Annotated in this window: 22 protein-coding genes and 1 tRNA gene; 11 read left to right on the top strand and 12 right to left on the bottom strand. The window is 56.5% G+C overall.

All coding sequences use genetic code 11. The features are described 5' to 3' along the window. Positions 1–61 precede the first annotated feature (61 nt). Complete coding sequence (locus MKY58_RS18535; RefSeq protein ID WP_339321549.1) at positions 62–1402, bottom strand: RsmF rRNA methyltransferase first C-terminal domain-containing protein; 1341 nt, start codon at positions 1400–1402, stop codon at positions 62–64. Between the two features lie 77 nt (positions 1403–1479). Then, positions 1480–2625: a GGDEF domain-containing protein gene (locus MKY58_RS18530; RefSeq protein WP_339321548.1), complete on the bottom strand. Its 1146-nt coding sequence runs from the start codon at positions 2623–2625 to the stop codon at positions 1480–1482. 144 nt (positions 2626–2769) lie between these two features. Between MKY58_RS18530 and MKY58_RS18525 the strand changes: the two genes are divergently transcribed. From MKY58_RS18525 to MKY58_RS18515, 3 genes are read left to right on the top strand one after another with little or no spacing between them, the layout of a single operon-like run. Then, positions 2770–3903, top strand: coding sequence for a glycosyltransferase family 4 protein (locus MKY58_RS18525; protein ID WP_339321547.1), 1134 nt, complete (start codon positions 2770–2772; stop codon positions 3901–3903). Between the two features lie 4 nt (positions 3904–3907). Next, positions 3908–5230 (top strand): DNA repair exonuclease, encoded by a 1323-nt coding sequence (locus MKY58_RS18520; protein WP_339321546.1) that lies wholly within the window; start codon positions 3908–3910, stop codon positions 5228–5230. Next, a complete protein-coding gene (locus tag MKY58_RS18515; protein ID WP_339321545.1) occupies positions 5220–8408 on the top strand; it encodes an AAA family ATPase in 3189 nt (1062 codons plus the stop codon). Before MKY58_RS18520 ends, MKY58_RS18515 begins: the two co-directional genes overlap by 11 nt. On the opposite strand, the gene MKY58_RS18510 is transcribed toward MKY58_RS18515, so the two are convergent. Continuing rightward, complete coding sequence (locus MKY58_RS18510) at positions 8395–9423, bottom strand: hypothetical protein (RefSeq protein ID WP_339321544.1); 1029 nt, start codon at positions 9421–9423, stop codon at positions 8395–8397. The two genes, MKY58_RS18515 and MKY58_RS18510, sit on opposite strands and share 14 nt — an antisense overlap. Before the next feature lie 158 nt (positions 9424–9581). On the opposite strand from MKY58_RS18510, the gene MKY58_RS18505 reads away from it, so the two are divergent. The 4 genes from MKY58_RS18505 to MKY58_RS18490 all read left to right on the top strand — a co-directional run bounded on the left by MKY58_RS18505 (position 9582) and on the right by MKY58_RS18490 (position 11583). Beyond that, positions 9582–10178: a DedA family protein gene (locus tag MKY58_RS18505; RefSeq protein ID WP_339321543.1), complete on the top strand. Its 597-nt coding sequence runs from the start codon at positions 9582–9584 to the stop codon at positions 10176–10178. A gap of 91 nt (positions 10179–10269) precedes the next feature. Next, complete coding sequence (locus MKY58_RS18500) at positions 10270–10842, top strand: xanthine phosphoribosyltransferase (protein ID WP_339321542.1); 573 nt, start codon at positions 10270–10272, stop codon at positions 10840–10842. An 83-nt stretch (positions 10843–10925) separates the two neighbouring features. After that, on the top strand, positions 10926–11255 hold the full coding sequence (locus MKY58_RS18495; RefSeq protein WP_036706737.1) for a hypothetical protein: 330 nt from the start codon (positions 10926–10928) through the stop codon (positions 11253–11255). Positions 11256–11367: 112 nt separating this feature from the next. Further along, positions 11368–11583 carry a hypothetical protein gene (locus tag MKY58_RS18490; RefSeq protein WP_339321541.1) on the top strand — a complete coding sequence of 72 codons (216 nt, stop codon included), beginning with the start codon at positions 11368–11370 and terminating at the stop codon, positions 11581–11583. A 195-nt stretch (positions 11584–11778) separates the two neighbouring features. On the opposite strand, the gene MKY58_RS18485 is transcribed toward MKY58_RS18490, so the two are convergent. Continuing rightward, on the bottom strand, positions 11779–12201 hold the full coding sequence (locus tag MKY58_RS18485) for a hypothetical protein (protein WP_339321540.1): 423 nt from the start codon (positions 12199–12201) through the stop codon (positions 11779–11781). A gap of 227 nt (positions 12202–12428) precedes the next feature. On the opposite strand from MKY58_RS18485, the gene MKY58_RS18480 reads away from it, so the two are divergent. Then, positions 12429–12513 (top strand) — tRNA-Leu (locus MKY58_RS18480). 90 nt (positions 12514–12603) lie between these two features. Here the strand turns inward: MKY58_RS18480 and MKY58_RS18475 are convergent. The 5 genes from MKY58_RS18475 to MKY58_RS18455 all read right to left on the bottom strand — a co-directional run bounded on the left by MKY58_RS18475 (position 12604) and on the right by MKY58_RS18455 (position 18288). Continuing rightward, positions 12604–13563, bottom strand: coding sequence for an oligopeptide/dipeptide ABC transporter ATP-binding protein (locus MKY58_RS18475; RefSeq protein WP_339321539.1), 960 nt, complete (start codon positions 13561–13563; stop codon positions 12604–12606). Continuing rightward, positions 13560–14552, bottom strand: coding sequence for an ABC transporter ATP-binding protein (locus MKY58_RS18470; RefSeq protein WP_339321538.1), 993 nt, complete (start codon positions 14550–14552; stop codon positions 13560–13562). Before MKY58_RS18470 ends, MKY58_RS18475 begins: the two co-directional genes overlap by 4 nt. 19 nt (positions 14553–14571) lie before the next feature. Beyond that, positions 14572–15519: an ABC transporter permease gene (locus tag MKY58_RS18465; RefSeq protein ID WP_339321537.1), complete on the bottom strand. Its 948-nt coding sequence runs from the start codon at positions 15517–15519 to the stop codon at positions 14572–14574. Then, positions 15516–16454, bottom strand: a complete 939-nt coding sequence (locus tag MKY58_RS18460) for an ABC transporter permease (RefSeq protein ID WP_339321536.1) — start codon at positions 16452–16454, stop codon at positions 15516–15518. Before MKY58_RS18460 ends, MKY58_RS18465 begins: the two co-directional genes overlap by 4 nt. Before the next feature lie 127 nt (positions 16455–16581). Further along, positions 16582–18288, bottom strand: coding sequence for a peptide ABC transporter substrate-binding protein (locus MKY58_RS18455; protein ID WP_339321535.1), 1707 nt, complete (start codon positions 18286–18288; stop codon positions 16582–16584). 506 nt (positions 18289–18794) lie between these two features. Between MKY58_RS18455 and MKY58_RS18450 the strand changes: the two genes are divergently transcribed. Continuing rightward, complete coding sequence (locus tag MKY58_RS18450) at positions 18795–20864, top strand: GxGYxYP domain-containing protein (protein WP_339321534.1); 2070 nt, start codon at positions 18795–18797, stop codon at positions 20862–20864. A gap of 152 nt (positions 20865–21016) precedes the next feature. Continuing rightward, a complete protein-coding gene (locus MKY58_RS18445) occupies positions 21017–21916 on the top strand; it encodes a divergent polysaccharide deacetylase family protein (RefSeq protein WP_339321533.1) in 900 nt (299 codons plus the stop codon). Here MKY58_RS18445 and MKY58_RS18440 read toward each other — a convergent pair. Further along, positions 21891–22592 carry an N-acetylmuramoyl-L-alanine amidase gene (locus MKY58_RS18440; protein ID WP_339321532.1) on the bottom strand — a complete coding sequence of 234 codons (702 nt, stop codon included), beginning with the start codon at positions 22590–22592 and terminating at the stop codon, positions 21891–21893. The two genes, MKY58_RS18445 and MKY58_RS18440, sit on opposite strands and share 26 nt — an antisense overlap. Before the next feature lie 227 nt (positions 22593–22819). Between MKY58_RS18440 and MKY58_RS18435 the strand changes: the two genes are divergently transcribed. After that, the gene (locus MKY58_RS18435) at positions 22820–22999 is read left to right on the top strand and encodes a YqzE family protein (protein ID WP_036706753.1); all 180 of its coding nucleotides are present in this window, start codon (positions 22820–22822) and stop codon (positions 22997–22999) included. Between the two features lie 91 nt (positions 23000–23090). Here MKY58_RS18435 and MKY58_RS18430 read toward each other — a convergent pair whose 3' ends face one another. Together MKY58_RS18430 and MKY58_RS18425 are read right to left on the bottom strand one after the other, a co-directional pair. Continuing rightward, entirely contained in the window at positions 23091–24080 is a 990-nt protein-coding gene (locus tag MKY58_RS18430; protein WP_339321531.1) for a hypothetical protein, read from the bottom strand. Positions 24081–24332: 252 nt separating this feature from the next. Beyond that, entirely contained in the window at positions 24333–25262 is a 930-nt protein-coding gene (locus MKY58_RS18425) for a YqhG family protein (protein WP_339321530.1), read from the bottom strand. Between the last annotated feature and the right edge of the window lies 1 nt (position 25263).

The raw sequence follows: 25263 nt of genomic DNA, 5'->3' as shown, positions 1-25263 counted from the left end.
GAAGGCTTATCCGCAAGCCTTCAGGTACCTTCGTTTGTTAAGGGAACGCGTTCCCTTCGCATCAGAATTGGCGGAGTCCTTTCGGATAATGATTTTTCAGCTGCCCTCCGCTGGCTTTGCCCCAGCCGACCGGAAGGCCGTCCACCGTAACGAGCGTCCAGCCGCGGAGATCGGCCGCAACGGGCAGCGTCTCGCCGCGCAGATAGGCCGCCGCCTCCGGCCCGTCCGCTTCCAGAAGGAGCCGCTGCTTGGCCTGTTCGGGGGCAATCGCCAACGCAAGCGCATGGGCCGGTTCGACGCGGTTTTTCTTCAAGTGGGCCAAATGAAGCCCGGCCCGGGGAACCTTCAGCCCGTCGATCGGCAGCGGTTCGGTGGAGGGGAGTAGATACAAGGCTTCCCCGAACAAGACGGGCGTTCCCGCCGGCGGGACGAATCCGGGAAGCTCCTCCGCCGCCCAGGAGGCAAAGTCGCGATACGCCGCCAACTCCGCTTTGTTTTTGCCCTTGTCTTGCGGTTTGCGGGTTCGTTTTTGCTTTCCCGTCCGCTCTCCGTCATCCTTTTTGCGCAATACGGCCACGAAATGACCTTCTCCGTTTTCCTCATGCGGCCACAGCCGTTTCATGGAGACCAGCTCCATATCCGGATAGGCGCTTGTGAAATGCGCCATCATCTCCTCGTTTTCGCTCAGGTTAAACGTGCAGGTCGAATAGGCCATCGTGCCTCCGGGTTTCAGCATCAGGTAGGCATGGTCCAAAATGTCGCGCTGCCGCGCGGCGCAAAGATCCACCATGGCCGGAGACCATTCCGCCAGCGCGTTCGGATCTTTGCGGAACATGCCTTCGCCCGAGCAAGGCGCATCGAGCATGATCCGATCGAATGCCTCGGGAAACCGGCGGGACAGCTCGTCCGGCGGGGCGCAGGTGACCACGCTATTGGCGATGCCCATCCGCTCGACGTTTTCCGCAAGGATTTTGGCGCGTTCCGGATGGATTTCGTTGGAGACCAGCAGCCCCCGGCCGCGCATTTTGGAAGCGATATGGGTGCTTTTGCCTCCGGGAGCGGCCGCCAGATCCAGCACCGTTTCGCCCGGCTGCGGATCGAGCATCTCCACCGCCGACATGGCCGAAGGCTCCTGGATGTAGTAAAGTCCGGCCTGGTGGTAGGGATGTTTGCCCGGACGCGCGGATTCGTTGTAATAATAACCGGTCGAACACCAGGGAACGGGCTTCAGGTCGAACATTCGGATCACGTTTTCCTGAAGCGCGGCCGTGGCCTTGGATTCATTGAAGCGCAATCCGTGGGTTCGCGGAAGATCGTAGGAGTGCAAAAAGGCGGGGAGATCCCCGCCCAGAATAGATTTCATTTGTTCAATGTACGCGGAAGGCAGCGATTCTTTGCCCATCGTTTAAGCTCCTTTTTGCAGTTTTCGTTTCGTAATGGCGCGATGGCCTGAAAGTTTTTTATGGTTAGGGAGTTGCCTCATGAGCCGGTTTCCTCCGCCGGTTCTTTTTTCGAGGAGGGCGTGCGGTAAGGCGACACTTTGTTTTTGCCCGTCGTTTTGGACCGGTACATCGCTTGGTCGGCTTGTTTGACCAATTCCTCCGCGGTACCGTTTTTGCGGAGCGAGCTGTAGCCGATGCTTAAGGTGACGATCGTTTCTTCGGCGACCCGGGCGCGGATCCGCTCCGCGATTTGGGCGGGATTAGCCCGTTTGTCCACGATCAGGGCGACAAGCTCCTCCCCGCCGAAACGGCCGCTGAGGCCGACCTCGGACACTTCCTCGTCGATGATCGCCGCCACCTGCTTCAATACCTGATCGGCACGTTGGTGGCCCTCGGTATCGTTCAGCTTTTTGAAATTGTCGATGTCGCAAAAGATCATCGATACCTTGACGCCCTGCTCCACATATTTGTTCAGCTGTTTCATGAAAAAGCGGCGGTTATACAGATTCGTCAGTCCGTCGGTGATGGAGGAACGGTAAATCGACTGCATCAGCTCGACAATCCGCTCGAACAGAATCAGGAACACGATCGTGTAATACGCAAGCGGAAGCCAGACCGTCGCGGCGTCGATCCATGCGGCATGCCAGCCGGCGTAACGCGCCAGCATCCCGACAGCCACGTAGACGAAGTAGACGCCGATGCCGGCAAAATATTTTCCGCGCTGCCCGATCCGCGGCAGAATGAATGAAATGCCTGCATATAAGATGCCCAATTGGTAGACATCCAAGTAGATTTTCTGCCATCCGGTCCCTCCGAACGGCATGACGTAAGAGACCAGCGGCACGAGAAACAGCAGCGCAAGCGATGCAAAAATCAGATACGAGGATCGGCTCATTCGGCGGTAAAGCTGAAACACGGCCAGGTTGAGCAGCAGGAACGAAAAAATTTGCAAATCGGCGATCCGGGAATAGCTCCCGCTCCGGCTGCTTGCAGGCGACAAGGCGAAATGGATGTTCAGACCTTCGTATGTCATAATAAATAGAAAGGCGACGATCATCGACACATAGGCCTTTTTCCGCTGCTTGCTGTACATAATGAGGCACATCATCGTCATGATGAGTATGATATAGAAACAGCATGCCGCAGCAATGCCGGCCGAAACGGCGTAGGGTGATCCGGACATGAAAGGCGTCATCCTCCATCGGCTCCCGAAATGGTTTTCCTTTACTGAAACATATGTTCCAATATATCATAATTTCAAAGATCCCGAAACGAGTGGACAGCACAAAAACAGATAGAAAGAGATACTAGAAAGGGGCGTTTCCCCATGAGATTACTGCAAGCACTTTTTTTCCCGCCGGAGCAGCCGGGCGGCGTATCCTCGATGATTCCGTACATGCAGGAGCGTTTTCAATCCTCGAGATGGGACATGGAAATGTTCTGGCTTCCGAAGCGGATCCGGAACAAGGGGCATGAAGACGTCCGGTTCGAAACCTTTGACTGGACGGAATACGGCGACCATCCTATCGTTCAAAAATACATTCAAACCTACAAGGATTATTTATGGTGGACGAAGCTTCGGATCCAAAAGCCGTACGATCTGATCCACGCCCACCATCCGATCGCGGGCCTCGCCATGAAACAGGCGTTTCCGGACGTGCCGCTTATCCAAACTATCCATTCCAGCTACGAAAGAGAACTGATTTTGAACGGGAAAATCAAGGCGGACGGCCCCGAGCACCGATTCCTGGTGTCCTTGTACCGCGAGCTGGAGCTGAAAAGCGAACGGATGCTGACCGTTTCGCGTTCGTTTGCGGATTATCTGGGAGCCTACGTGGATCATCCGGAGCGCATCGCCGTAACGCCGAACGGATTCGACGAGAAACGGTTTAAGCCGGTTCCCCACGAAAACGACGTTCCGCAGCTGATCACCGTCTGCCGGCTCGTCCCGGCCAAAGGACTTGACGTCCTGCTTAAAGCGTGCGCGGAGCTGAAAAAGAAAGGGCTCGATTACGTCCTGCATATCATCGGCGACGGTCCGTACCGCACGGAGCTTGAAACGCTGGCCAAGCAGCTCGGCATTTACAATGAAACGATATTTTACGGCTATACGCTGCACCCCGAAGAGTTTATGCCGTTTTTCGATATTTTCGTTCTGCCTTCCCGGGCGGAAGCTTTCGGTTCGGTATTTGCCGAAGCGGCGCTCAGCTGCCTGGCGCTCGTCGGCACGAACGTCGGCGGGATTGCCGAACAGATCGAGGACGGCGTCAACGGCCTTCTCGTTCCGCCCGAGGATTACGTCGCGCTCAGCGAGGCGCTGGAGAAGGTCATCGCCGACCCGCTTTATCGTTACGAACTGGCGCGTTCGGCCTGGGACAAAGCCAAAAGCCATTATTCGCTGACCCATGCGGTCAATGAACTGAAGAAATTATATTTACAATACTCACCCGTGAAAGAGTGATGGAATGGTTTCCTTTAAATTCATCCATGCCGCGGACCTTCATCTCGACAGCCAGTTTAAAGGCATCAGCGGGCTTTCGGACAACATCCGCGCATTTTTGCGCGAATCCACCTTTGCTTCCCTGGAGCGGCTGACGGAGCTGGCCGTCCGGGAGCGGGCCGATTTTATGGTGATTAGCGGCGACGTATACGACGCGAAGGACGCGTCGCTGCAGGCCCAGCTCCGTTTCCGGGAGGCGCTGGACCGGCTCGGCGAGCACGGTATCGGCGTGTACGTCATCCACGGCAATCACGATCCGCTTGACGGCCCGCGCATGGGCACCTCCCCGAAGGAGCATGTGCACGTGTTTGGCCCCGAATTCGAACGGGTCGTCGCATACCGCAGGCAGGATCGACGGCCGGCAGCGGTCATCGGCGGCATTTCTTATCCGACGGCCAAAGTTACCGAAAATACGTCCCGGTATTTTGAAAGGAGCAAGGATTCATCCTTGTTCCATATTGCGCTTCTCCACGCCAACGTGGACGGCGATCCCGCGCATGAAACGTATTCGCCCTGCACCCGGAGCGACCTGAATGCGGCAGGCTACCATTATTGGGCGCTGGGGCACATCCATAAAAGGCAAATCTTGCAGGAAACCCCCCATATCGTTTATCCGGGCAATATCCAGGGCCGCAGCATTCGGGAAACCGGGGCGAAGGGCTGTTATGCCGTTCAGGTGGATGAAGAAGGGCACGTCGGCCTGCGGTTCCATGAGCTGGATACGGTGCGTTGGTTCCGGGAGGAGCTCGACATCGACGGCCTGGAAAGCGAAGAGTCGTTCCATTTGATGGTGGAGGCTCGATTGGAGGCTATTCGCCGCGAACGTCCCGGGGAGATGAGCATCGTCCGGTTTACGGTGATCGGCCGAGGCCGTCTTCATGATCGGCTGGAAGAAGGGATGGCGGAAGAGCTTCTGCATGCGTTCCGCCGACAAGCGGTTCAAGCGGCGGAAGGGCCCGGCGGATTCTGCGGGCTCGTATGGATCGAAAGCTTCGAGATCCGGTCCGGCCCATGGATCGACCGGGAGGCGCTGCTTCAGGAGGACAGCTTTCTCGGCGAATTGCTGCGATACGGAAAGCGGGCCGGCCAGGACGAGCGGATCCGTTCCGAGTTGTTCCGCGGCGCCCTGCAGCCATTGGCGGCGAATGGCGAGCTGCGCAGGCTGCTGGCCGAAACCAGCGAAGAGGAGCGGATGGGGTGGCTGCGGCGGGCCGAAGAGATGGCGGTCATGCTGCTGGCGGACCTTGGCCCGGAAACGGAAGGGGATAAGGAATCGGATGCACATTGAGCGTTTGCAAATTCAAGGTTTTGGCCGGATCCGGGACCGCGACATCCGGCTAAGCGCCCCGATCACGGTTTTGGCGGGCCCGAACGAGGCCGGCAAAAGCACGATCCTGCATTTTGTGCGGGCCATACTGTACGGCATACCGAGCCGGTCCTACCCCGGGGAGCGATTCGAACCGCCGGGAGGCGGAGCGCATGGCGGCGTATTGACCGCCAGGGACGAAGACGGCTCGGCATGGACCGTCTCCAGGTTTGCGTCCGGGGAAGGCGGACCGGCCTCCGGACGGGGAGAACGGCTGTCGATCGTCAAAACGACCGCCCAAGGAACGGCTGTACATATGACGCAAGACGATTTGGAAAAGGGGCTCCTGGGCGGATTGTCGAGGGACATGTTCAAGCAGCTGTTTGCCGTGACCTTGACGGAGCTGCAGGAAATCCGGACCCTGCAGTCCGAGGAAATGGGCAGCTACTTGTTCCATGCCGGTTTCGGCGGCGGCGCCGGGATCGTCCAGGCCGAGCGGAGGCTGTTTCAGGAGATGGAAAAGCTGTACAAGCCGCGGGGACGGGTCCAAGAAAGCGCAAAGGTGCTGCAATCCATCGAGCGGCTTGAGCGGGAGATCTCGGAAAGCCGCGCTTATCTCTCCAAATATATGGCGGCGGATTCGAAGCTGCTGGAAACCGGAAAGAGCATCGGGGAAACGGAACAAAAACGGGCCGAGATATCCGACCGGCTGGTATTGCTTCGAAAGGCGCAGGACATCCGGCCGCAGTGGCTGAAGTGGAAGGAGGCTGCGCTCGAGCTGGCCGGGCTTCCCGAAGCTGCAAGTTACCCCGAGGAAGGCGTCTTGAGGTGGCATCGGCTTCAAGAGGAGCTGGACAGGCTGAAGATCCGGCAGAAAGAGCTGGAGCATGCGGAAGCCGCCATGAACGAACAGTTGGGCCGTCTTCAGCCTGCCGAAAGCTTGCTGGCCAAGGGGCCGCTGATTGATAGGCTGGCGGCAAGGCGGGAACCGATCCAAATGAGGATCAAGGAACTCCAGGAATTTTCCGGCGAGGAGGCGGCCTTAAGGGAGCAGCTGCAACGATTGCTCCGGCAGATGGACCCGCGGTGGGGCATGGCCGAACTGAGGGCTTTTTCGGGCAGCGCCGCGGAGCGGGAGGCTGTCCGGCGGTACGCCGCCGGATTTGCCGGGTATGACCGCCGCATGGAGTCGCTTGCGTTGGAGCGGGAGCAAAAGGGCAGGCAGCTGGAAGCGGCCGAATATGAGCTTCGGCGGGCGGAAGCCGCTTATGGCGAGAAAAAAGAAGACGGAACCGCCCGTTTCGCGATGTTCATCCCGAAATCCAAAGCCGAATTGCTCCCCGTTTGGAACGAAATCCAATCGGCGGCGGAACGTTGGCGCGAAACGCGTCTTGAACGGTTTTCCCTTCAGGAAATGGAAGAACGCGAGGCCGCCGTCGATCAACGCATAAGGGCTTTGTACCGGAAGCTGTTATGGGGCAGCGTCCTCTTGACGCTGCTTCTCCCTGGCGCGCTGTGGCTGCTGCAGTCCCCTCCGGGAGCCGGTGCGGCCTTGGCTTTGTTGGCTGCAGCCGATGTAGGGCTATGGCTGGGAAGCAGGCGGTCCTCCGCGAAAGAGGAGAGGACAAGCAGAAGGCATGCAAAATTTTATGATCCGGGAAACGAGGAAAGCCGGTTGTCTTCGCTCATCTCCTCGCTAGTTGCCGACCCGCTGGCAGCTTCCGCCCGGGCGGAGGGCAAAGGGGAAGGAAGACGGGCCGCCTTCTTTGCCGAGCAGGATCTGGAATCGGCCCTGCGCGAACTGCGCAAACTGGTGGACGCCTGGCTGCTGTGGCAGGACGAACTGGAAAGAAGCAAAGCCGAAGCGTTGTCGGCGCGCCAGCGGACCGAGGCTTTGCGGCATGAGCTGGCGTCGCTCCGCCGTAAAATGGACAAGGAGCAGGGGATCTTCGCCGAGCTTGAAGAGGAGTGGCAGCACTGGCTGGCGGAGCGGGAACTCCAGGCATCCTCCTCGCCCGAGACGGTGATGGACCTGTTCGGATTTGCCGAGCAGGGAATGGAGCTTGTGCGGCGTCTCGATTGGCTTGATAGAAAAATGCGGGGGCTTGAGCAGGAAATACGGGCCTATGAAGAGGAATGCCGGCTGGTTCTGCCCGATCAGGAAGAAAGCGGACCCTCTATGTTTTTCCGGCTTGAAGCGGCCGAGCGGGCGTGGGATGAGGAGAAAAAGCTGCTGCGCCAAAGGGAAATCGTGATCTCCAGATTGGAGCCTGTGCAGGAGGAGCGTTTCCGGGTGAACGGGGAAATCGAAGCGGTCAAGCGGTCCATGGCCTCCCTGCTTGCCGAAGCGAAAGCGGCGGACGGAGAGCAGTTTTTGCGGCTCGGGGCCGCATCGGAGCGGCGCAAAGAGCTGGAGCGCAACATCCGCCAGCTTACGGTCGGCATGTTCGGCGGCTGGCCCCGGGAACGGGAAGAAGCGCTTCGCGGCGTCCTGGACGAGCATGACGCCGCCTCCCTCGACGAAGCGGTGAAGGGAGCGGAACGGGAGCTCGGTCAGGCGGAGCTGCTGCTAAGCGAGCTGCGGCAGCTGCAGGGCAGACTGCTGCAGGAACGGGACGATCTGGCGCGGTTATGCGCCCGGGATACGGCTCTGCAGCAGCTTGAGGAACAGAAGGCGGCGCTTAAGGAGATCGCCGGGCAATACGCGGTTCGTGCCTTGTGCGCCGAAATGATCGCGAACACGCGCAGCATTTACGAACGGGAGAAGCAGCCGCAATTGCTGCAGCTCGCTTCGTCTTATTTTGCCGAGCTGACGCGGGGGAGCTACGCCAGAGTCGTTATGAAATTGGGCGACAAAAGGCTGCTGGCCGAACATCGCAGCGCCGGACTAATCGACAGCACGCTGCTAAGCCGGGGAACGGCCGAACAGCTGTACCTGGCAATGCGCTTCGCCCTCGCCGGGAGCATGAACGGCACAACCGCCGTGCCTTTGCTGCTCGACGATCTGTTCGTCAACTTCGACGAGGAGCGGATGTGCTCCGCCCTCGATCTGGCGGGCAAGCTGGCGGCGGAGCGGCAAATCATCATGCTGACCTGCCACCGTTATATTCTGGATCATGTAAGGGAAAGGCTGCCTCAGGCCGAAATCATCCGGATTTAAGCATCAGCTTGACCACCCAGACGATCGCCAGGCAGCCGAACAGCGGGTACAGCACGGATAGAAGCGAACTAAACCCGATTTGGCTGAGCAGGAAACAGATGAACAAAACGGATGCCGTAATGAGCCTCGGGGAAACGGAAAGATGCTGCTGCAGCTGAAGCGTCACCCCGTACAGATCCGCCACGAACGTACTGAAGATTTCCAGGAAGATCAGGATGACGTAGATCAAATGGACGGCCGTTCCCAGATGGGAGGCGATGCTGCCCATAGGGATTTCGTATTGCCGGATGCCGGGCATATGCGCCGAGATGGCGATATGGGCCGAGAGCAGCATCAGCCCGACGCCGATTCCGCCCGCTATGCCTCCCCATTTGACGGCGGCCGCGCTTTCGGTTTTGCTTCCGAGCGGAACGAGGACGGCTTGGGCCAAAACGAGGTTAAAAGCGGTATAAATGATCGGCGATAGCCAAACCACGGACCAATGCGAATCGGCGGGCAGGCTGAGAAAACGGTCGGCGGTGGGGAGCTTGGCCGTATTGAGAATCATGACCACCGACAAGGAGAGCATTAGCGGAACGACGATGCTGTTAAGCTGCATAATGGCATTCATGCCATGCTTCAGCAAAAAAAACGTCCCTATGATCGTAATGAGCAGTCCGGTTTGATAATGCATGCCGAGATGCTCCATGAATACGGAGCCCGCCCCGGCGAGCATGACGCTGTTAACCCCGATCAAAATCAACAGCATGATGATGCTGATGACGGACCCCGCCTTCGGGCCGAAAAGATGTTTGTTCAGATCCTCGTAAGAGCGGGCGGAAATCCGGCGCGACAACAGCATCATTTTGGTGCCGAGCCATATGAACAGAATCGTCGCAAGCAAGATGGTCAGGGCGCCCCATTTGCCGAATCGGGTAAAAAACTGAATGATTTCCTGCCCGGTGGCAAATCCGGCCCCGACGACCGTTCCGATGTATGTAAATGCGATTTGGATGATGCGTATCCCGGTTTTCATTAGGTTCCTCCCTGCTTTAAAGCGGCGCTATTGTGTACTTCGCTTAGTACAGGTTATGATGGGATTGTGTAGGACATGACTCAGGCGTGTCCCCATCGGTTAGACCTCGAAAAAATATCCAACTGCTGCCACAGCATGAGAAAAGAGAGGCATAACGTTTGACGGAAATTATGGTTTACCTGACACAATACGGTTATATCGCATTATTTGTTTTGCTGGCATTAGGAATCGTGGGCGTGCCGGTTCCGGACGAAACGCTGATCGCGGCCTTCGGCGGCATGATCGCGCAGGGGCATTTTCATTTTGCCGCCGCGCTTGCCGTCACGTTTACGGGAAGCATGACGGGGATGATGATCAGCTATGCGCTGGGAAGAAAAGTAGGGAAGCCGCTATTGGAACGGTACGGCAAATGGGTCCGGCTCACGCCGGGGCGCCTGAAATCCGCCGAAGCTTGGTTTAAGCGGTACGGTGCCTTCAGCATCGTGATCGGGTATTTCATTCCCGGATTGCGTCACCTGTCTTCCTATATGGCCGGGATATCCAAACTGCCCTTGGGACGTTACGCCGCTTATGCGGCATTGGGCGCGCTGCTGTTTTGTACGACGTTTTTGCTGATCGGACATGCGGTAGGGTATCATTGGAACGAAATCGCGATCATGATGCAGCGGTCGTCGCTCAAGGTCGGAGTGCTGGTGACCGTGCTGCTCGTTGCAACGCTTGCGGTCGCGGGGTTCGTTTGGCGGCGGAGACGTTAAACGCGGTGGTTCGCCGCTTCCGTTAAAGGGTATGAATTTTTTTGAAAGTACGTCGATCGACGTTTTTCTTAATCGTTTTGGGGGTTATGAAATGGAAAAATTAAAGCAAAGGATTATTGAAGAAAGCACGGTCATGTCGGAGCAGGTGCTGAATTTGGACGGCATTTTGAATCATCAGGTGGATCCCGAACTGACGATGGAGATGGGCCGGGAATTTGCCGCGCGGTTTGCGGATGCAGGCGTCACGCGCGTCATCACGGTGGAATCCTCGGGCATTTCCGTCGCGTTTGCGACGGCGCTGGAGCTTGGGGTGCCGCTCGTGTTCGCGCGCCGCAAAAAAACGCTTTTGGCCGATCCCGACGCGTTATGCGAGCGTGTCCCGTCCTTTACGAAAGGGATCGTCACCGATATCATGCTGTCGCGCAAGTACATCCGGCCAGAGGATAAGGTGCTGTTTATCGACGACATTATCGCCAACGGCGATGCGGCCAGAGGGCTCGTCAAAATTATCGAACGTTCGGGAGCGGAGCTGGTCGGCCTCGGCGTCGTCGTCGAAAAATGCTTCCAGGCCGGCGCGCGCACGATCCGCGAGCAGGGAATCCGTTTGGAGTCGCTGGTAAGGATCGAGTCGCTCGATCACGGAACCATCACCTTTGCCGACTGATCGTCCAAATATAAACAATTTCTTTCAAGTGGCGTCCTTTTCGCTTATAATATACTTAAGAACTCGAGAGGGGAGGCAGCGAAATGGGGAAAGAACCGGTAACCGAACAGTTTTTCGTCGATAAACTGGCTGCAGCCAAAGATCATTTCGAACGTGCATTGGATTGCAAACATACGGAGTTTGATGATCTGTATCCCTACATGATGGAGCATCCTCAATTTTTCTGGTACAAACGTTACGTCGCCTGGTCGGAACTTCTGACCATCGTGCGTATGTGTGATGAGCTTGACTTTTCCTGGAAGGATTTGTTCGCCCCTCATCAAGTGGAGTATGTTGAAAAACGGGTGATGTCTTCTACAGTGCTTGATTTTTGGTTTGAGAAAAATGACAGCAAAGAGCATGCGCAACGCTAATTCTCGCACGAACGTGGAATTCAGCCGGCAAGCCGCTGCAAAAGATATGACCTAAATGAATCCATTTAGGTCTTTTTTTGTGATACGAACAAAGGAAAGGAGGCCGCTTGCGATGATTACAGACGAACAGCTCAACAACTACCGCCTTTCCGGAGAAATGGTCAGGGTGGTTCGCGACAGTCTTGAAGAAAACGATGTAAAAGGCATCGTGGTGGCGTGGGACGACAATCATGTGCTGATCCGGCGCCGCAACCGGAAGGTCGTCAAGCTTGACCGGAATTATTGGTTCCAGCCGGCGGACGAGCCCCGCAAAAACCCCGAAGCTTGAGCTTTTGGGATGACAGCCGTAAGCAATGCCGTTTTAATCTGGGGGAATCCTCCTGCCTGCATGGCAGGGCTTCTCCGGTGTTAAAGCGGCTTTTTTTGCAGCTGGGGAATGCATATTCCAGCGCTGCGCTCCAAAGCAGGCTCCGGCTTCAGCCCGAACTTCTGTGCCGCCGATCCGGGAAGACAAGGGATTCCTTTACGTCGTCGAAACAGGAGGGGAAAGAGGGGTGCCCGGAGAAAAGCCGGTGCCGACATTCGGAACGAGTCCCAGATAAGCCTTCATGCGGGCCATCATTTCGCTGCGGAAAGCCGGCCATAAAATGTTCATTTCGCCCGTGTAACCCCTGCATACATATTCCGCGCCGATGCCGCGTTCGTCTTGAAGGATGCGGTATACGCGGATTCGGCGGCTTTTGAATTCGCGTTTGACGCCGGACAGCAGCGTTAGGGCTTGGCGGTCGCCTCCGGCTACCACCTCCATGTACAGCTCGGGCGTTTTGAACACGCCGCTTTCTTCCATGATGCGAAGGTCCCGCTCAAATACTTTGTGAATGTATTGCAGCAGAAGATAACTTTTGATCAGCGCCAGTTCGTCGCGGGTTATGCCTGGTGCAGTCATGTAAGGATCACCGCCTTTTATGGGAACTCATGTTCCTATTTTATCCCGCCTGCTGCGTTTTAATCAATGCTTTTTTGCTGGCAGTTGCTTCCGATTTCCCATGTCATAAAATGGATGCTCATAAAATATCAAAAAAAGTGTTGACCATATTTTAAAATCATGGTATGATCTATCTTGTCGCCGCGAAAGAGTTGGAAAAACAAAAGCGCGAAGCGATGAATACATATGCGGTCGTGGCGGAATTGGCAGACGCGCACGGTTCAGGTCCGTGTGGGCTAACCCCCCGTGGAGGTTCGAGTCCTCTCGACCGCATCGCTTATAAACAGACCCGTAAATTATGTTCATAATTTACGGGTCTGTTTTTTTATGCAATCCGCTAAGAAATTGACGAATCGCGGTTTCTTAAACGAGGTGGCAGGCGACGATGCGCCCCGGTTTCGCTTCCCGGAGCTCGGGTTTGCTTTCCGCACAGACCGCAGCCGCGTAAGGGCATCGCGTCCGGAAGGGGCAGCCGCTTGGCGGTTTGAGCGGACTGGGAAGCTCGCCGCTGAGCACGATCCGCTCCTTGCCCGCCTCCACGTCGGGATCCGGGACGGGGATAGCGGACATGAGCGCGCGCGTGTACGGGTGCAGCGGATCCGCATACAGCGTTTCGCTGTCGGCCAGCTCCATGATTTGCCCCAAATACATGACGGCAACGCGATCGCTGATATGTTTGACCATGGACAGATCATGCGCGATGAACAGGTACGTCAGTCCAAGCCGTTTCTGCAAATCTTTCAGCAGATTGACGACCTGGGCCTGGATCGATACGTCCAGCGCCGATATCGGCTCGTCGCAAATGATGAACTTCGGATCGACCGCGAGCGCGCGGGCGATCCCGATACGTTGGAGCTGTCCGCCCGAGAACTCGTGAGGGTAGCGGGTGGCATGATCGGGGTTTAAGCCAACCATGTGGAGCAGCTCCTCGATCCGATGCCTGCGCGCCGAACGGCTGTCGGCGAGACGGTGAATGTCCAGCGCCTCCCCGATAATGTCCATGATCGTCATGCGCGGATTCAACGATGCGTAGGGATCCTGGAAGATCATCTGCATCTCCCGGCGGAGCGCCTTCAGCTGGCGCGGCTTGAGCCGATAAATGTTCGTTCCCCCGTACCAGGTTTCCCCTTCCGTCGGCTCGTACAAACGGAGAATCGTCCGTCCCGCCGTCGATTTTCCGCATCCCGATTCGCCTACCATTCCAAGCGTCTCTCCTTGGCGGACGCTGAAGCTCACGTTATCGACGGCCTTCAAGGTCTGGCCCCGTCCCAAGTGAAAATGCTTGCTCAGCCGGTGGACCCGGAGCAATGGCTCTGTGCTCATCTGGCCACCTCCCGTGCCAGCGGATGCAGCAGCCAGCAGCTAGCGCTGTGCGTTTCCCCGATGGCGGTCGTTCCCGGCAGCCGCTCCTGGCAGATGCGCATCGCATCCCCGCAGCGGGCCCAAAACGGACAGCCGGCCGGCGGCTTGGAAAGATCGGGCGGCGTGCCGTAGATCGGCACGAGGGGCTCATCCTTGCTCCGGTCGATGCGCGGCAGGGATCGCAATAATCCACGGGTATACGGGTGCTGCGGCTGCTTGAATATTTCCTGCTTGGTGCCGGTCTCGACGATTTGGCCGGCATACATGACGATCACGCGGTCGCACAGATCCGCCACGATGCCCAAATCATGCGTAATCAGGATGATCGATGTCCCGAATTCACGCTGCAGAGATTTTAGCACCCGCAGAATCTGGGCCTGGATCGTCACGTCCAGGGCCGTTGTCGGCTCGTCCGCGATGAGCAGCGCCGGGCGGCAGGCCAGTGCCATGGCAATCATCGCCCGCTGCCTCATCCCGCCGGAGAATTCGTGCGGATATTGCGAGAAGCGCGAGGCGGGATGGGGAATCCCGACCATCTCCAACATATCGATCGCCCGCCGTTTGGCTTCGCTTGCCGTCAAACGTTGATGTTTGTGCAGCACCTCGGTAATCTGGCGGCCGACCGTCATCGTCGGATTCAGCGATGTCATCGGATCCTGGAAGATCATCCCGATATCCTTGCCCCGAATGGATTGCATCTCCCTCTCTTTCAAACGGAGCAGATCTTTTCCCTGGAACCGGATCGTTCCTTCGCGGATTCGGGCGGGCTGCTGCGGCAAAAGCCGCATGATCGCTTGGGCGGTCACGCTTTTGCCGCAGCCGGATTCGCCGACGATGGCGACGGCTTCGCCGGGCTGGACATGGAATCCGATGCCGCGCACGGCTTGCACCTCGCCGCCGCGGACGGGAAAGGAGACGCGGAGATCTTGGACTTCGAGCAACGGTTGCATGGGAGAACCCTCCTTGTCCTTATTTTTTCATTTTCGGATCGAGCGCGTCGCGAAGCCCGTCTCCGAACAGATTGAAGCACAACATCATCAAGCTGATGAACAGCGCAGGGAAAGCAAGGCGCCAAGGATAAATGATCATGGTCTTCAGCGCGTCATTGATCATCGTCCCCCAGGACGCCGCCGGGGATTGCACGCCCAGCCCAAGGAAGCTCAGCACCGCTTCGCTGAAGATGGCCGTCGGCACGGCCAAGGTCAAGGTGACGATAATCGGGCCCATCGCATTCGGCAGGAGGTGCCGGAACAAAATGCGCATGTGAGGCGAACCCAGGGAACGGGAGGCGAGGGCGTATTCCTGGTTTTTGAGCTGCATCATCTGCCCGCGCACGATCCAGGACATATTGATCCAGCCGGTCACGCACAGCGCCAAAATGATCGTGCCCAGGCTCGGCTCGAAGACCACCACGAGCAGGATCGCCACCAGCAAATCAGGAACGGAGTAGATGATTTCGGAGATTTTGTTCATCGCGTCGTCGAGGCGTCCGCCGACGTAACCCATGATGCCGCCGTAGACCACGCCGATCACGAGATTGATGGCCGCGGCGGAGAAGCCGACGGTGAGCGAAATGCGGGCGCCCATCCACGTTCGGGCGAACATGTCGCGGCCGAGATCGTCGGTTCCGAACCAATGTTCGGTGGAAGGGGGCAGATTCGTCTGATCCAAGTTATTGGAGTAGTAATCGTAGGGTGTCAGCACCGGGCCGATGATCGCCATCAAGATGATCAGCAGCAGGAAGGCAAGGGCCGCCATGGCAACCCGGTTGCCGAGCAGGCGCAGCCAGGCTTCGCGCCATGCGGAGAGGCTTGGTTGTCCGATCGCTTCCGCCGCATGTTCGCCGACGTCGGCCTTCCGGAAATCATCCAACGTCAAGGCGCGTTCTTCGGCGGTCGAGGAATGGGGCATGGTCATACGGCTTTCTCCTTTCCCGATACGAGCGTGATGCGGGGATCGATGAGTCCGTACGCGATGTCGGTGATGAAACGGGCGCACATGAGAATGAGTCCATAGAATAGGGTAATGCCCATAATAAGCGAGTAATCGCGGTTGCTGATGCTCGTGACGAATATTTTGCCGAGCCCTCCGATCCCGAAAATTTGCTCGATGATGAAGGATCCTGTCACGACGTTGGCCGTGAGCGGTCCAAGGTAGGTGACAACGGGCAGAATGCCGTTGCGCAGCACATGCCTCCGGATGATGGCGCTGCTGGACAAGCCTTTGGCCTTGGCGGTTTTAATGTAATCGGCCGTTAGCACTTCAAGCATGCTCGAACGGGTCAAACGCGCGATAAAGGCGATCGGCAGGGCGGAGAGCGCCAGGGTGGGCATAATGTAATCGAGCGGCCCGTTCAGGCCGACGACATGCAGCCATTTCAGCTGTACGCCGAAAATATATTGAAAAAACGAAGCCAGCACGAAGCTGGGAACCGATACGCCCAAGACGGCGATGACCATCGAGGCGGAATCAAGCAGCTTGCGGTGCCGCAGCGCCGCCACCATGCCCAGGCCGATGCCGACGATCACCGACACGATAATCGAGACGACGCCGAGCTTCAGGGAATAGGGGAAGGCATCGCGTATGGTTTGACCGACTTCCCGGTCCTGCATTTTCATCGAAATGCCCAAGTCGCCTTTTGCCAGGTTGGACAAATAGACGAAATATTGCTCGTAAAGCGGCTTATCGAGTCCGTATTGGGCCATGAGCCGGGCGCGGATTTCCGGCGGAACCGCCTTTTCCGACATGAACGGATCGCCGGGGATGGACTTCATGAGCAAAAACGTGACGGAAGCGAGTACCCACAGCGAAAGCACAAGATAAAACAGCTTGGTCAAGGAGTACCGAATCATGGCTGCATCCTCCTTCTAGTCAGGTTCGTTCCTTCCTCCGCGGATATGAAGAAGCGGGACGCACCGGCAGCCAGCAGCCAAGCGCATCCCGAACGGACTTCATGCCGGGCAGGTCAATAAGCGCCCGTTATTCGAAGTAACCCCGGTTGTAGACGATATTTCCTTGATAGTCGATATACACGTTTTTGAGATTCGGTTTTCTGAGGGCGACGTTGGTATAGTAGTAAAGCGGAAGGATGGCCTGATCCTGCTCGATCAGTATGCGCTCGGCCTTCACCATCAGTTCCATCCGCTCCTTGTTATCCTGCGACTCCTTCGCCTCGCGGACGAGCTTGTCGTACTCCGGATTGCTGTATCCGATATCGTTGTTCCCGCTGCCTGTCATGTACAGATCGATGAAGGACATCGGGTCGTTGTAGTCGGTAATCCATCCGGCCCGGGCCATCTGATAATTGAGCGCGGTGCGGTTCTTCAGGAAGACGCCCCATTCCTGGTTTTCGATTTTCGCCTTGATGCCGAGATTTTTGTTCCACATGTCGGCGACGGCTTCGGCTACCTTTTTGTGGCTTTCGTCCGTATTGTAACTGAGCGTGAATTCAGGCATGGCGGACAACCCCAGCTCGCTAAGCCCCTTTTGCAGCAGCGCTTTCGCTTCCTCAACGTTCTCCTTGAAATAATCGTCCTTGTGCTCTGAACGGAATTCGCCATGTTCCCCGGCGATACCCGGAGGAACGATGCCGAATGCGGGCAGCTGTCCGCCGAGCGTCACCTTGTCGACGATCTGCTGGCGGTCGATCGCCATCGCCAGTGCTTTGCGGATATTGACGTTATTAAATGGCTTCTGTTTATTGTTGAACAAATAGTAGTAGGTGGAGGCGATGCCCTTGATCTCGAGTTCGTTCTGCTTCGTCTGCTTCAGGACCGGAATCTGTTCGTTTGGAATGCGTCCGGTCGGCATGCCGGCAAAATCGAGCTGGTCGGTTTCGTACATGTTCAGCTCCGAGCCGGAATCGTCGACCATGGTCATCTGCACTTTCGTGAATTTGATGTCGTCCTTGGCGTAGTACTGGTCGTTTTTCACCAGCACAAGCGAGCTTTGCTGCTTCCATTCGCTGATTTTGAACGGGCCGTTCGATATGATGGTGCTTGCGTCGGAGGCCCACTTCGGATTGGTTTTCGCCGAAGAATGAACAGGGAAATAGGTCTGGAATGAAAGGAGGCTTAAAAAATACGGAGTGGAGTGCTCCAATTCGACCTCAAGCGTATTGGCGTCGACGGCTTTGACGGCAACCGAATTCGGATCGGCGTTTTTTCCGGTGTTATATGCTTCCGCGCCTTTGATGTAGTACAGCTGATAGGCGTACGGCGGCGCAGGCTCGGTCTTCGGATCGAGCACACGCTTCCACGAAAACTCGAAGTCAGCCGCAGTCACGGGATCTCCGTTCGACCATTTCGCGTCCTTCCGCAAATGGAAGGTATACTTGGTTCCGTCCGAAGAAACATCCCATTTCTCCGCGGTACCCGGGACCACCTCGTCGTTTTCATTGCTCCGGGTCAGCCCTTCATACAGCCCGTTAAGCACGGCGAACGACACGTTGTCTTGCGACTGGCCGGGATCAAGCGTGGGCGGATTCGAATGCAAATTGAAGCGGAAGACCTGCTCCTTCGGCGTTTCGGTCTTGTTCCCGGGCGCCGGCTCGGCGGGTTTTTCGTTGTTCGCCTTCGGAGGCGGGGAAGAGTTGGCGTCCTGGCCGCTGCTTCCGCAAGCACTCATAAAAACGCTTACAGCCGTTAATAGCAGCACCGCCAGCATGGATTTTCGTTTTTTTCGCATAGCGTACCCCTCTCTTTTGATATGAAGTGGTCCACCGGGCCGAAGTAAAAACGATGAAGCGGGTGCGATCCAGCCATCGGCGTATACCCTATCATTTTATAAACATGCCGACTCGTCTCCATTTATTCCCAATCGCGATAAATTTCGTGAAAAGCGTCATGCCGCCGCAATCGATCGATAAACCGGCCGGCATCATGGCCAGAGAGTCGTATGCGAATTGGGGTAATGCCGGAGTATCAATCGCCGGAATATCAATCGAAAGAGACGGGCTGAATGAACCGCTTAACGATGCGCCGACAGCACTATTTTTACACTACTTTTGTCGAATGTCTTGAATATATATATTGAATATATTAAATATGTATTATATATCTGCAGTGAAAGAAATATCGGTTCAGTTTTCAGGCGAGACAGCGTGTGCGGGATTCTTGAATGTTCAGCCGGCAGAACAAGTTCGTTTCTTTCATTTGCCGACCAATTCAGCGTAAAGTTGAGGTGTATTGTTCATGTTACGAAAGTTCACCACGCTTTGTCTCGCATTGGTTTGCGTGCTGTCCATGTCCCTTCATGCAACAGCGGAATCGGCAGCCGGCCCGTCATCCTCCTCCAAGGGGATCAAGTGGCCCGATTCGCAAGCGCTCCCGTCGTTCGCCAAAGTTAAACATCTGGATGTGGCGGATGTCTACGACGCGCCCGGGGATGTCAAAATTTTGCTGGCGACGCTGCAGGGCATCGTCAATCGGAATCAACCGCGGATTTATTTGCTTGAAAACGAGGAAGAAGGAAAAATGACCTGGCTGAACGATCTTCAGGTGCCTTATACGGTGCATAACGACCCTTGGGAAGTGGTATCGGAATTCAAACATGAAGCGAAGGGACTTATCGTATACGATCCGAAGGTGCCGGACAGCATCAACGTGGCGACGACGCTTGCCGGATTGAAGGATGCCGTTGTGGCCAGTCCGGACCTCGTGCCGAAGCTCACGGCCGCTCCATACGGCCTGAACGTGCTCGATGATCTTCAAGGCAAATTCAAGGATCGGATGGACGCCTACAATTGGCAGTACGAGAACTTGTGGAAGCAGACGACGCACCGGATGCTCATCGGGCTCAGCCCGGATACGCCGGTGAAGCTGCCTCCGGGACTTCCGCCGTCGTTTAAGGTGGTGGTGGAGGAGAAGACGCAGGAACGCGATGCCAAAAACCGCAACACGTATAATCTCGATCTGACCTCTTTTTTGGGCAGGGATGCGGTATACCTTCGGTTCGAGGATGCTTTCCAGCAGGACGGATGGGGCTCCGCCGTTCATGAAGTAACGGTACAAGCCGACGGCCGGACCATCGCCCGATTCGTGCCTGGAACCGACGGCGAAACCCCTTTCCTGTACGATGCCCAAAGCTCCCAGCTCTCGAGCGGCAGCGGCGGACACCGGTTTGCGGACAACGGCCGGTACTTCGTCTACGAGTTTAAATTGCCGGCAGGGACCAAGTCGTTGACGGCTTCGGTGGACATGTGGAACCAGTTCAAAGTATATGCCGGCAACGAAGCGCCGCCTTCTTCGGAACGGAAGGAGCCTTACGGGTATTTGCGCGATTACGCGGTCGCCAACAAAGCGATGGTGTTCTGGCTGGGCACCAATACGCCGGAGCAAAAGGCGTTGTTCGACAAAATCCTGTCCGATGTTCCGGCAGGGACGCCCTATCTCGGCTGGTTCAGCAATGATACCGAAGGCGAGTTCAACGGGGTGGAGCTTTTGTCGAATCACAGCGTATACGTGCTGGCTGCCGATTGGTTCAGTAACCTGACGGTATTCTCCGGCACGCAGGCGAAAGGTCTCGGTCCGCTCCCGAACGAAAAGGTCAAGGCGCCGAAGCTTGAAAATAAAATATATGTCACTTATACCTTCAGCGAAGGCGATAACTTCCAGTACAACCAGCATCGCTTGCGCCAGTTGTGGGACGACCCGAACCGCGGCAAAGTGCCGATCAATTGGACCTCCAGCCCGCTGCTCTATGACGGCGCGCCTGCGATGCTGAGCTATTACCGGAACACTGCCACCGCCAACGACCAATGGGTCGCAGGCCCGTCCGGCGGCGGTTATTTCTACCCGAACGCCTGGCCGGAGACAACATTGCCCGATTTCCTGAAAAAAACTTCTTCCTACCTTAAAAAGACCGGCATGACCGTTCCATATGTCCTGAACCGTGTGGCGAACCAAAACGTTCCGCTCGGCGATACGGTGGTCAAAGCGTATGCGGAGACTTACCGGCCGAACGGGCTTTTCCTGAGCTGGGAAGACCGTTTCGGAGTAGATATTCTAAACGGGAACCTGCCGGTGTCGACGATCCGGGGCATCGGCACGGTAGAGGACGGGCAAAAGGTGCTGGCGGAAGCCAAAGCGAACTGGGACGGCCAATCGCCGCTGTTCGTATCGCTCGGACTGCTGGCCTGGAGCATGACGCCGACCGATGTGGTGAGGTTGACGGATTCGCTGGGTCCGGAGTTCCAGCCGGTTCTCGCTGACCCGTTCTTCACCCTGATCCGGGAGGCGAACGGACTGCCGGCGAAACCGTAACCTTGGATAACATGATGAAGCGGTCAACGCGATGATACGCGTTGGTCGCTTTTTTATCTTTTCCTTTTTGGAGACGAATACATATTTCCACCTGCTTTCTCAAACAATGAGGGAAGAAGTATTGCAGCAAGCGAAAAGGAGGAAGAGGGCTTTTGAAATCATCGAAGACATCACGTTGGGGCATGTGCATGAAGACTGCCGGGCTGGTCCTGCTTTTGGCTGCCGTCCCCGCATTCGGCGCATCGGCGCAGCAGTCGTACGGTGCGAATGCGGATTCGAAAACGTTCCTTGAACAGGGACAACACGGGGAAGCCGCTCAAAAGGCCGCAAAAAAAGAAAAAAAGGTTGCGGTAATCATCGATGACTTCGGCAACGGTCAGGGGGGGACGCAAGAGATGTTGTCCTTGCCGATCAAGCTCACCGTCGCGATCATGCCGTTCCTTCCGACGACGCAAACCGATGCGGAGCTGGCTCATCAAAAAGGTTACGACGTCATTGTCCATATGCCGATGGAACCGAAGCATGGAAACCCGAAATGGCTCGGACCGGGAGCGATTACGTCCAAAATGAGCGATGAAGAGGTGCGGAGAAAGGTCGAAGAGGCGATCGACAACGTTCCCCATGCAATCGGGATGAACAACCATATGGGATCGAAAATTACGGGCGACGAGCGGATCATGTCCATCGTGCTGCAGGTATGCCGCGAGCGGGGGCTGTTTTTTGTCGACAGCAAAACGAACTACCACTCGGTCGTGGGCAAACTGGCCGCAAACATGGGCATGCCGCCGGTCGCCAACCATATTTTTCTCGACGACTCCCACACGGTCAGCCATATTGCCAAACAAATGAAAGCCGTCGAAGCGTATGCCCTCGAACATGATAACTGCATCACGATCGGACATGTCGGAACGCAAGGCAAAAAGACGGCCGAAGTGCTGAAAAACGTCGCCCCGAAAATGCAGGAGCATGTCTCTTTCGTCGGCATCAGCGACTTGGTGCGGGATATATGGGGCTGGCAACCTTCGCCTATATTACCGTCAAATAATAATTGATCCCGTCCGCAATCGCCTTGGCGATTTGCAATTGACCTCTGCGGTCGGTCAGCATGGCGCGGTCTGCGGAATTGCTGAGAAAGCCGGTTTCGACAATGACGGCCGGATCGGCAATTTGGTTCAACAGGTAAAATGGACGGCCATGCTCGATATTTCCTTTAAAGCCGTATAGCTGATCCAGCTGTTGCTGAATGGCCGAGGCAAGCAGGACGCTGCGGCCTTCGTTTTGAAAAAGGACGAGTCCGCCGCGTTTGGAGGTGTTTCGTCCCCAATTGACATGAAGGCTGACGACCACCAGGGTCGGGATTTGCCGGCTGAGCTCTTTTCGCTGCGCCAAATCCCGCAAATGCCTGGACCTCGTGCCGAGCCAATGGTTTTCCTCGCTCAGCGCGTAGTCGCCTGTCCGGTTCAGCACGGCATGGTAGCCCATGCTGCGAAGGAGCATAAACACTTTTTGCGCGATGGCAAGGTTGATGTCTTTTTCCATAATATTCTGGAATGACGTTCCTCCGTCGATGCCGCCATGTCCCGCATCGATGATGATGACGTCGCGGATAAACGCAGGGTGATCCTTCACTTCCTCCGGGCTTAGCGCATGCTGAGCCCTTACGGTCGGAGGAAAGGCAAGCACAGACGCCATAAAAACGAGAAAAACGGGCTTCAAAAGTTTGTTCATACGTTGAGGCCATCCTTTCGAAACGTATCCGGATGAACCAAAGTCTGGTCCAGTCCGTTCCTGCACAGCTTTAGAATGCGCAATTGTCGGAAAAAAATGCATGTGTAGGATGGACGTTGCAAATCATGGGATAAACTGCCGCGGTGGATTCCGGGGAAGCTTTGTTTAAAAACGCGGGGTTTTGCGAAAGCTAATGCTATCACAGCTGCGAAAGGGGATGCGCACAAGTGGCTAGCGGAGAAGAGCTTGTCAAATACATCACGGAACGCGTCGTGACGTTTATGGAAACTCCCAAAGAGGAACGGCGGCGCAGAACGAAAGAACCTTGGTCGGAAAAATGGTTCGGGATGATCCCGCTCGGAATCATGTTGATGAAGCGGCCGTCCGACAAAAAAGACCGGAAATAAAAAATCGGGAATACATTTGAAAAAGACGCCTTGCCGAGTATGGCCGGGCGTCTTTGTTATGTTCAACATATCGGCTGCTTCGCGCTTCGCTTCATAAATAGGACACGTTCAATGATCGGAATTCGCCCCGCGCCATGAGCTCGGAGGCAGGAAGAAACCTGGTGCCGTTCGGGCCGGTGGCCGCGTATAACTTTTCTTTGCCGGTGCCCGCAACCTGCCAAGCATGCAGTCCGTTCACGACGAAAGGAGCTCCAAAGTCCGCATTTCGCCCGGGGGACGTAAATACGAGGCTGCTTCGTCCGTTCCGCATGGCTTGAAGCAAATCCTGGCTGCCCGTCAGCGATAGCTTCGGCGATTGAAGCCAAAGCAGATTATCGTACGGATCGCTTGTCCGCTGCTGCTTTGGCAGCATCGTGCTCGTCAGATGGAGTCCTTTTCGGGAAGCGAGGCCTCCAAGGGGCGCTTTTTCCCGGCCGGACGGCACCGGAAGCTCTTCGCCGGTAATCGCGTGAAGATAAATCGTTGATTTGCCGGGCAGCGTAATTTTCCACACCGGCAGCAGGGTAAAGTAACGCGCTTCGACGTTTGCGCCGGCGGCCAGCTTCGAACCCGGCCCGAGGAAGCCTCGTTCTTTCAATTGCTCACGCAGCGCTTGGGCGTTGAACGGCATCGCATCCTCGCGTCCGTATTCGCTCAGCATGTAGTTGCCGTCATCGGTTGAGGTCAGAATCAAATAGCCGACCGGTTTGCCGTCTCGGCTGACGGTCACAAGCCAGCTGTGCGTGCCCGGTCCGAGCGGATCGTACGAGATGCCGGCGTCCTTCCAGTCCTGGAACGAATCTTGTTTCGAAAGCTCGCTCACGATGGTCTCCGTAAAGCTTTGCAGCGAAGACGGGACGGCGGCTTGACGCAGGCCGTAAACGGCAGTAGAGGCCGGCAGGGCCAAATGGATCGCTGCGTCGGAATTCGAGGCGCCGCTGCTGCCGGATGCAAGCGCGGCCCCTGTCGGGACGAGACATCCGGCGAGAAGGAGCGCAGCCGCCGTTTTTGTGGCAAAAGAAAGCATAGTCGCAGGGTTCATTGGGTTCACCCTTTCCTTTTTTCCGCTTTTTCCCGAGATACATAGGCTTTTAAAGTTTACGGCAGGACGAACATTCGGTTCATCCCGGGATAAGCTCGCTAAATGGCGATTGATTTTCTTTGAAGCACGCCGATAGACTTTTTTCTTATTGTAATGGACAAGCCGTAAAAAGGCTGTTGCATGCTGTCACGCGGACGGAGGCGGCTCCGGTTCTATTTTTGCCTGCTTTTAGCGAGGAAGGTCTAAATAAATCTACCCTTTTGAGCGGAGATGAAACAGGCCGCAGGTTATGGCGGACAGATGTACTTTGGGCTCGTATTGCCATGTCGTTTCGCTCCGTCTGCTGGCGAATTGCTCTCGGATCGCGGCCAGCTTCTCCTCGTCGGGTTCCTTCAGAAGATCCTCGTAATAGATGTCGATGACCGCGAGTTCCTCCTTCAGGCGTTCCTTGGCCTGTTCGGCCCAGCCGTAGTCCATCTCGGCCAGCTTTCCGGTCAAATAGGATTCCAGCAGTCCGGCTGCGGCGTCAATCGAAAGCGTTGCCGGCTTGATATGAACGTTTTCGGGCAGGCGCGGACTCAAGGCCAGTCCCTTCAGCCGATCGGGAAACGGGGAAGCGATCTGCCCGCTGACAAGGGAAATTCCGATGAAATGAAGTTCTTCCTTTTTCATGTCGCACGCCATTTCCGCTTTGAAGCAGACGCCCAGCCACGGCTCGTAAGGGGCCGAAAACAGCGTTTCGCGCTGCAGCGAAGGCGGCTGCTCGAACAGATACAGGCAGAAACCTTCCTGGCGGGCGGCATTCCAAATTTGCTGCAGCCTTGCGCTGCCGTAAGTGACGTCCTCGCGTTGGATGCGCCCGGGGCCGAGCTGCGGCAGGAGGGGCGCCGTCCCGTAATAACGCGACAGGAGATGATCCTGCTGCCGCGCGGCCGCGGTTTTTTCCTGCTCGTGTTGGTCGTAGCGTTCCGGGTCGAAAACGAACGTAAAGGATAACGTCTCCGGCTCCGCGCCGGTTCGGTCGACGAATCCCCAATAATAAGGCCTGCCCGTCAGCTGCCGGTCAGCCTGCGGAGACAGCTTGACCGTCACATGGTACGGCGATTTTTCGATGATCTGGCATTCCGTGCTTTCCAGGTAGGTCATCATATGTTCCTGGACCTCCTGCGGAGACATGCTCATC

Source organism: Paenibacillus sp. FSL W8-0194 (assembly GCF_037969745.1).
GTDB classification, from domain to species: Bacteria; Bacillota; Bacilli; order Paenibacillales; family Paenibacillaceae; genus Paenibacillus_AQ; species Paenibacillus_AQ cookii.
This window is presented reverse-complemented; position numbering and strand designations above follow the sequence as displayed.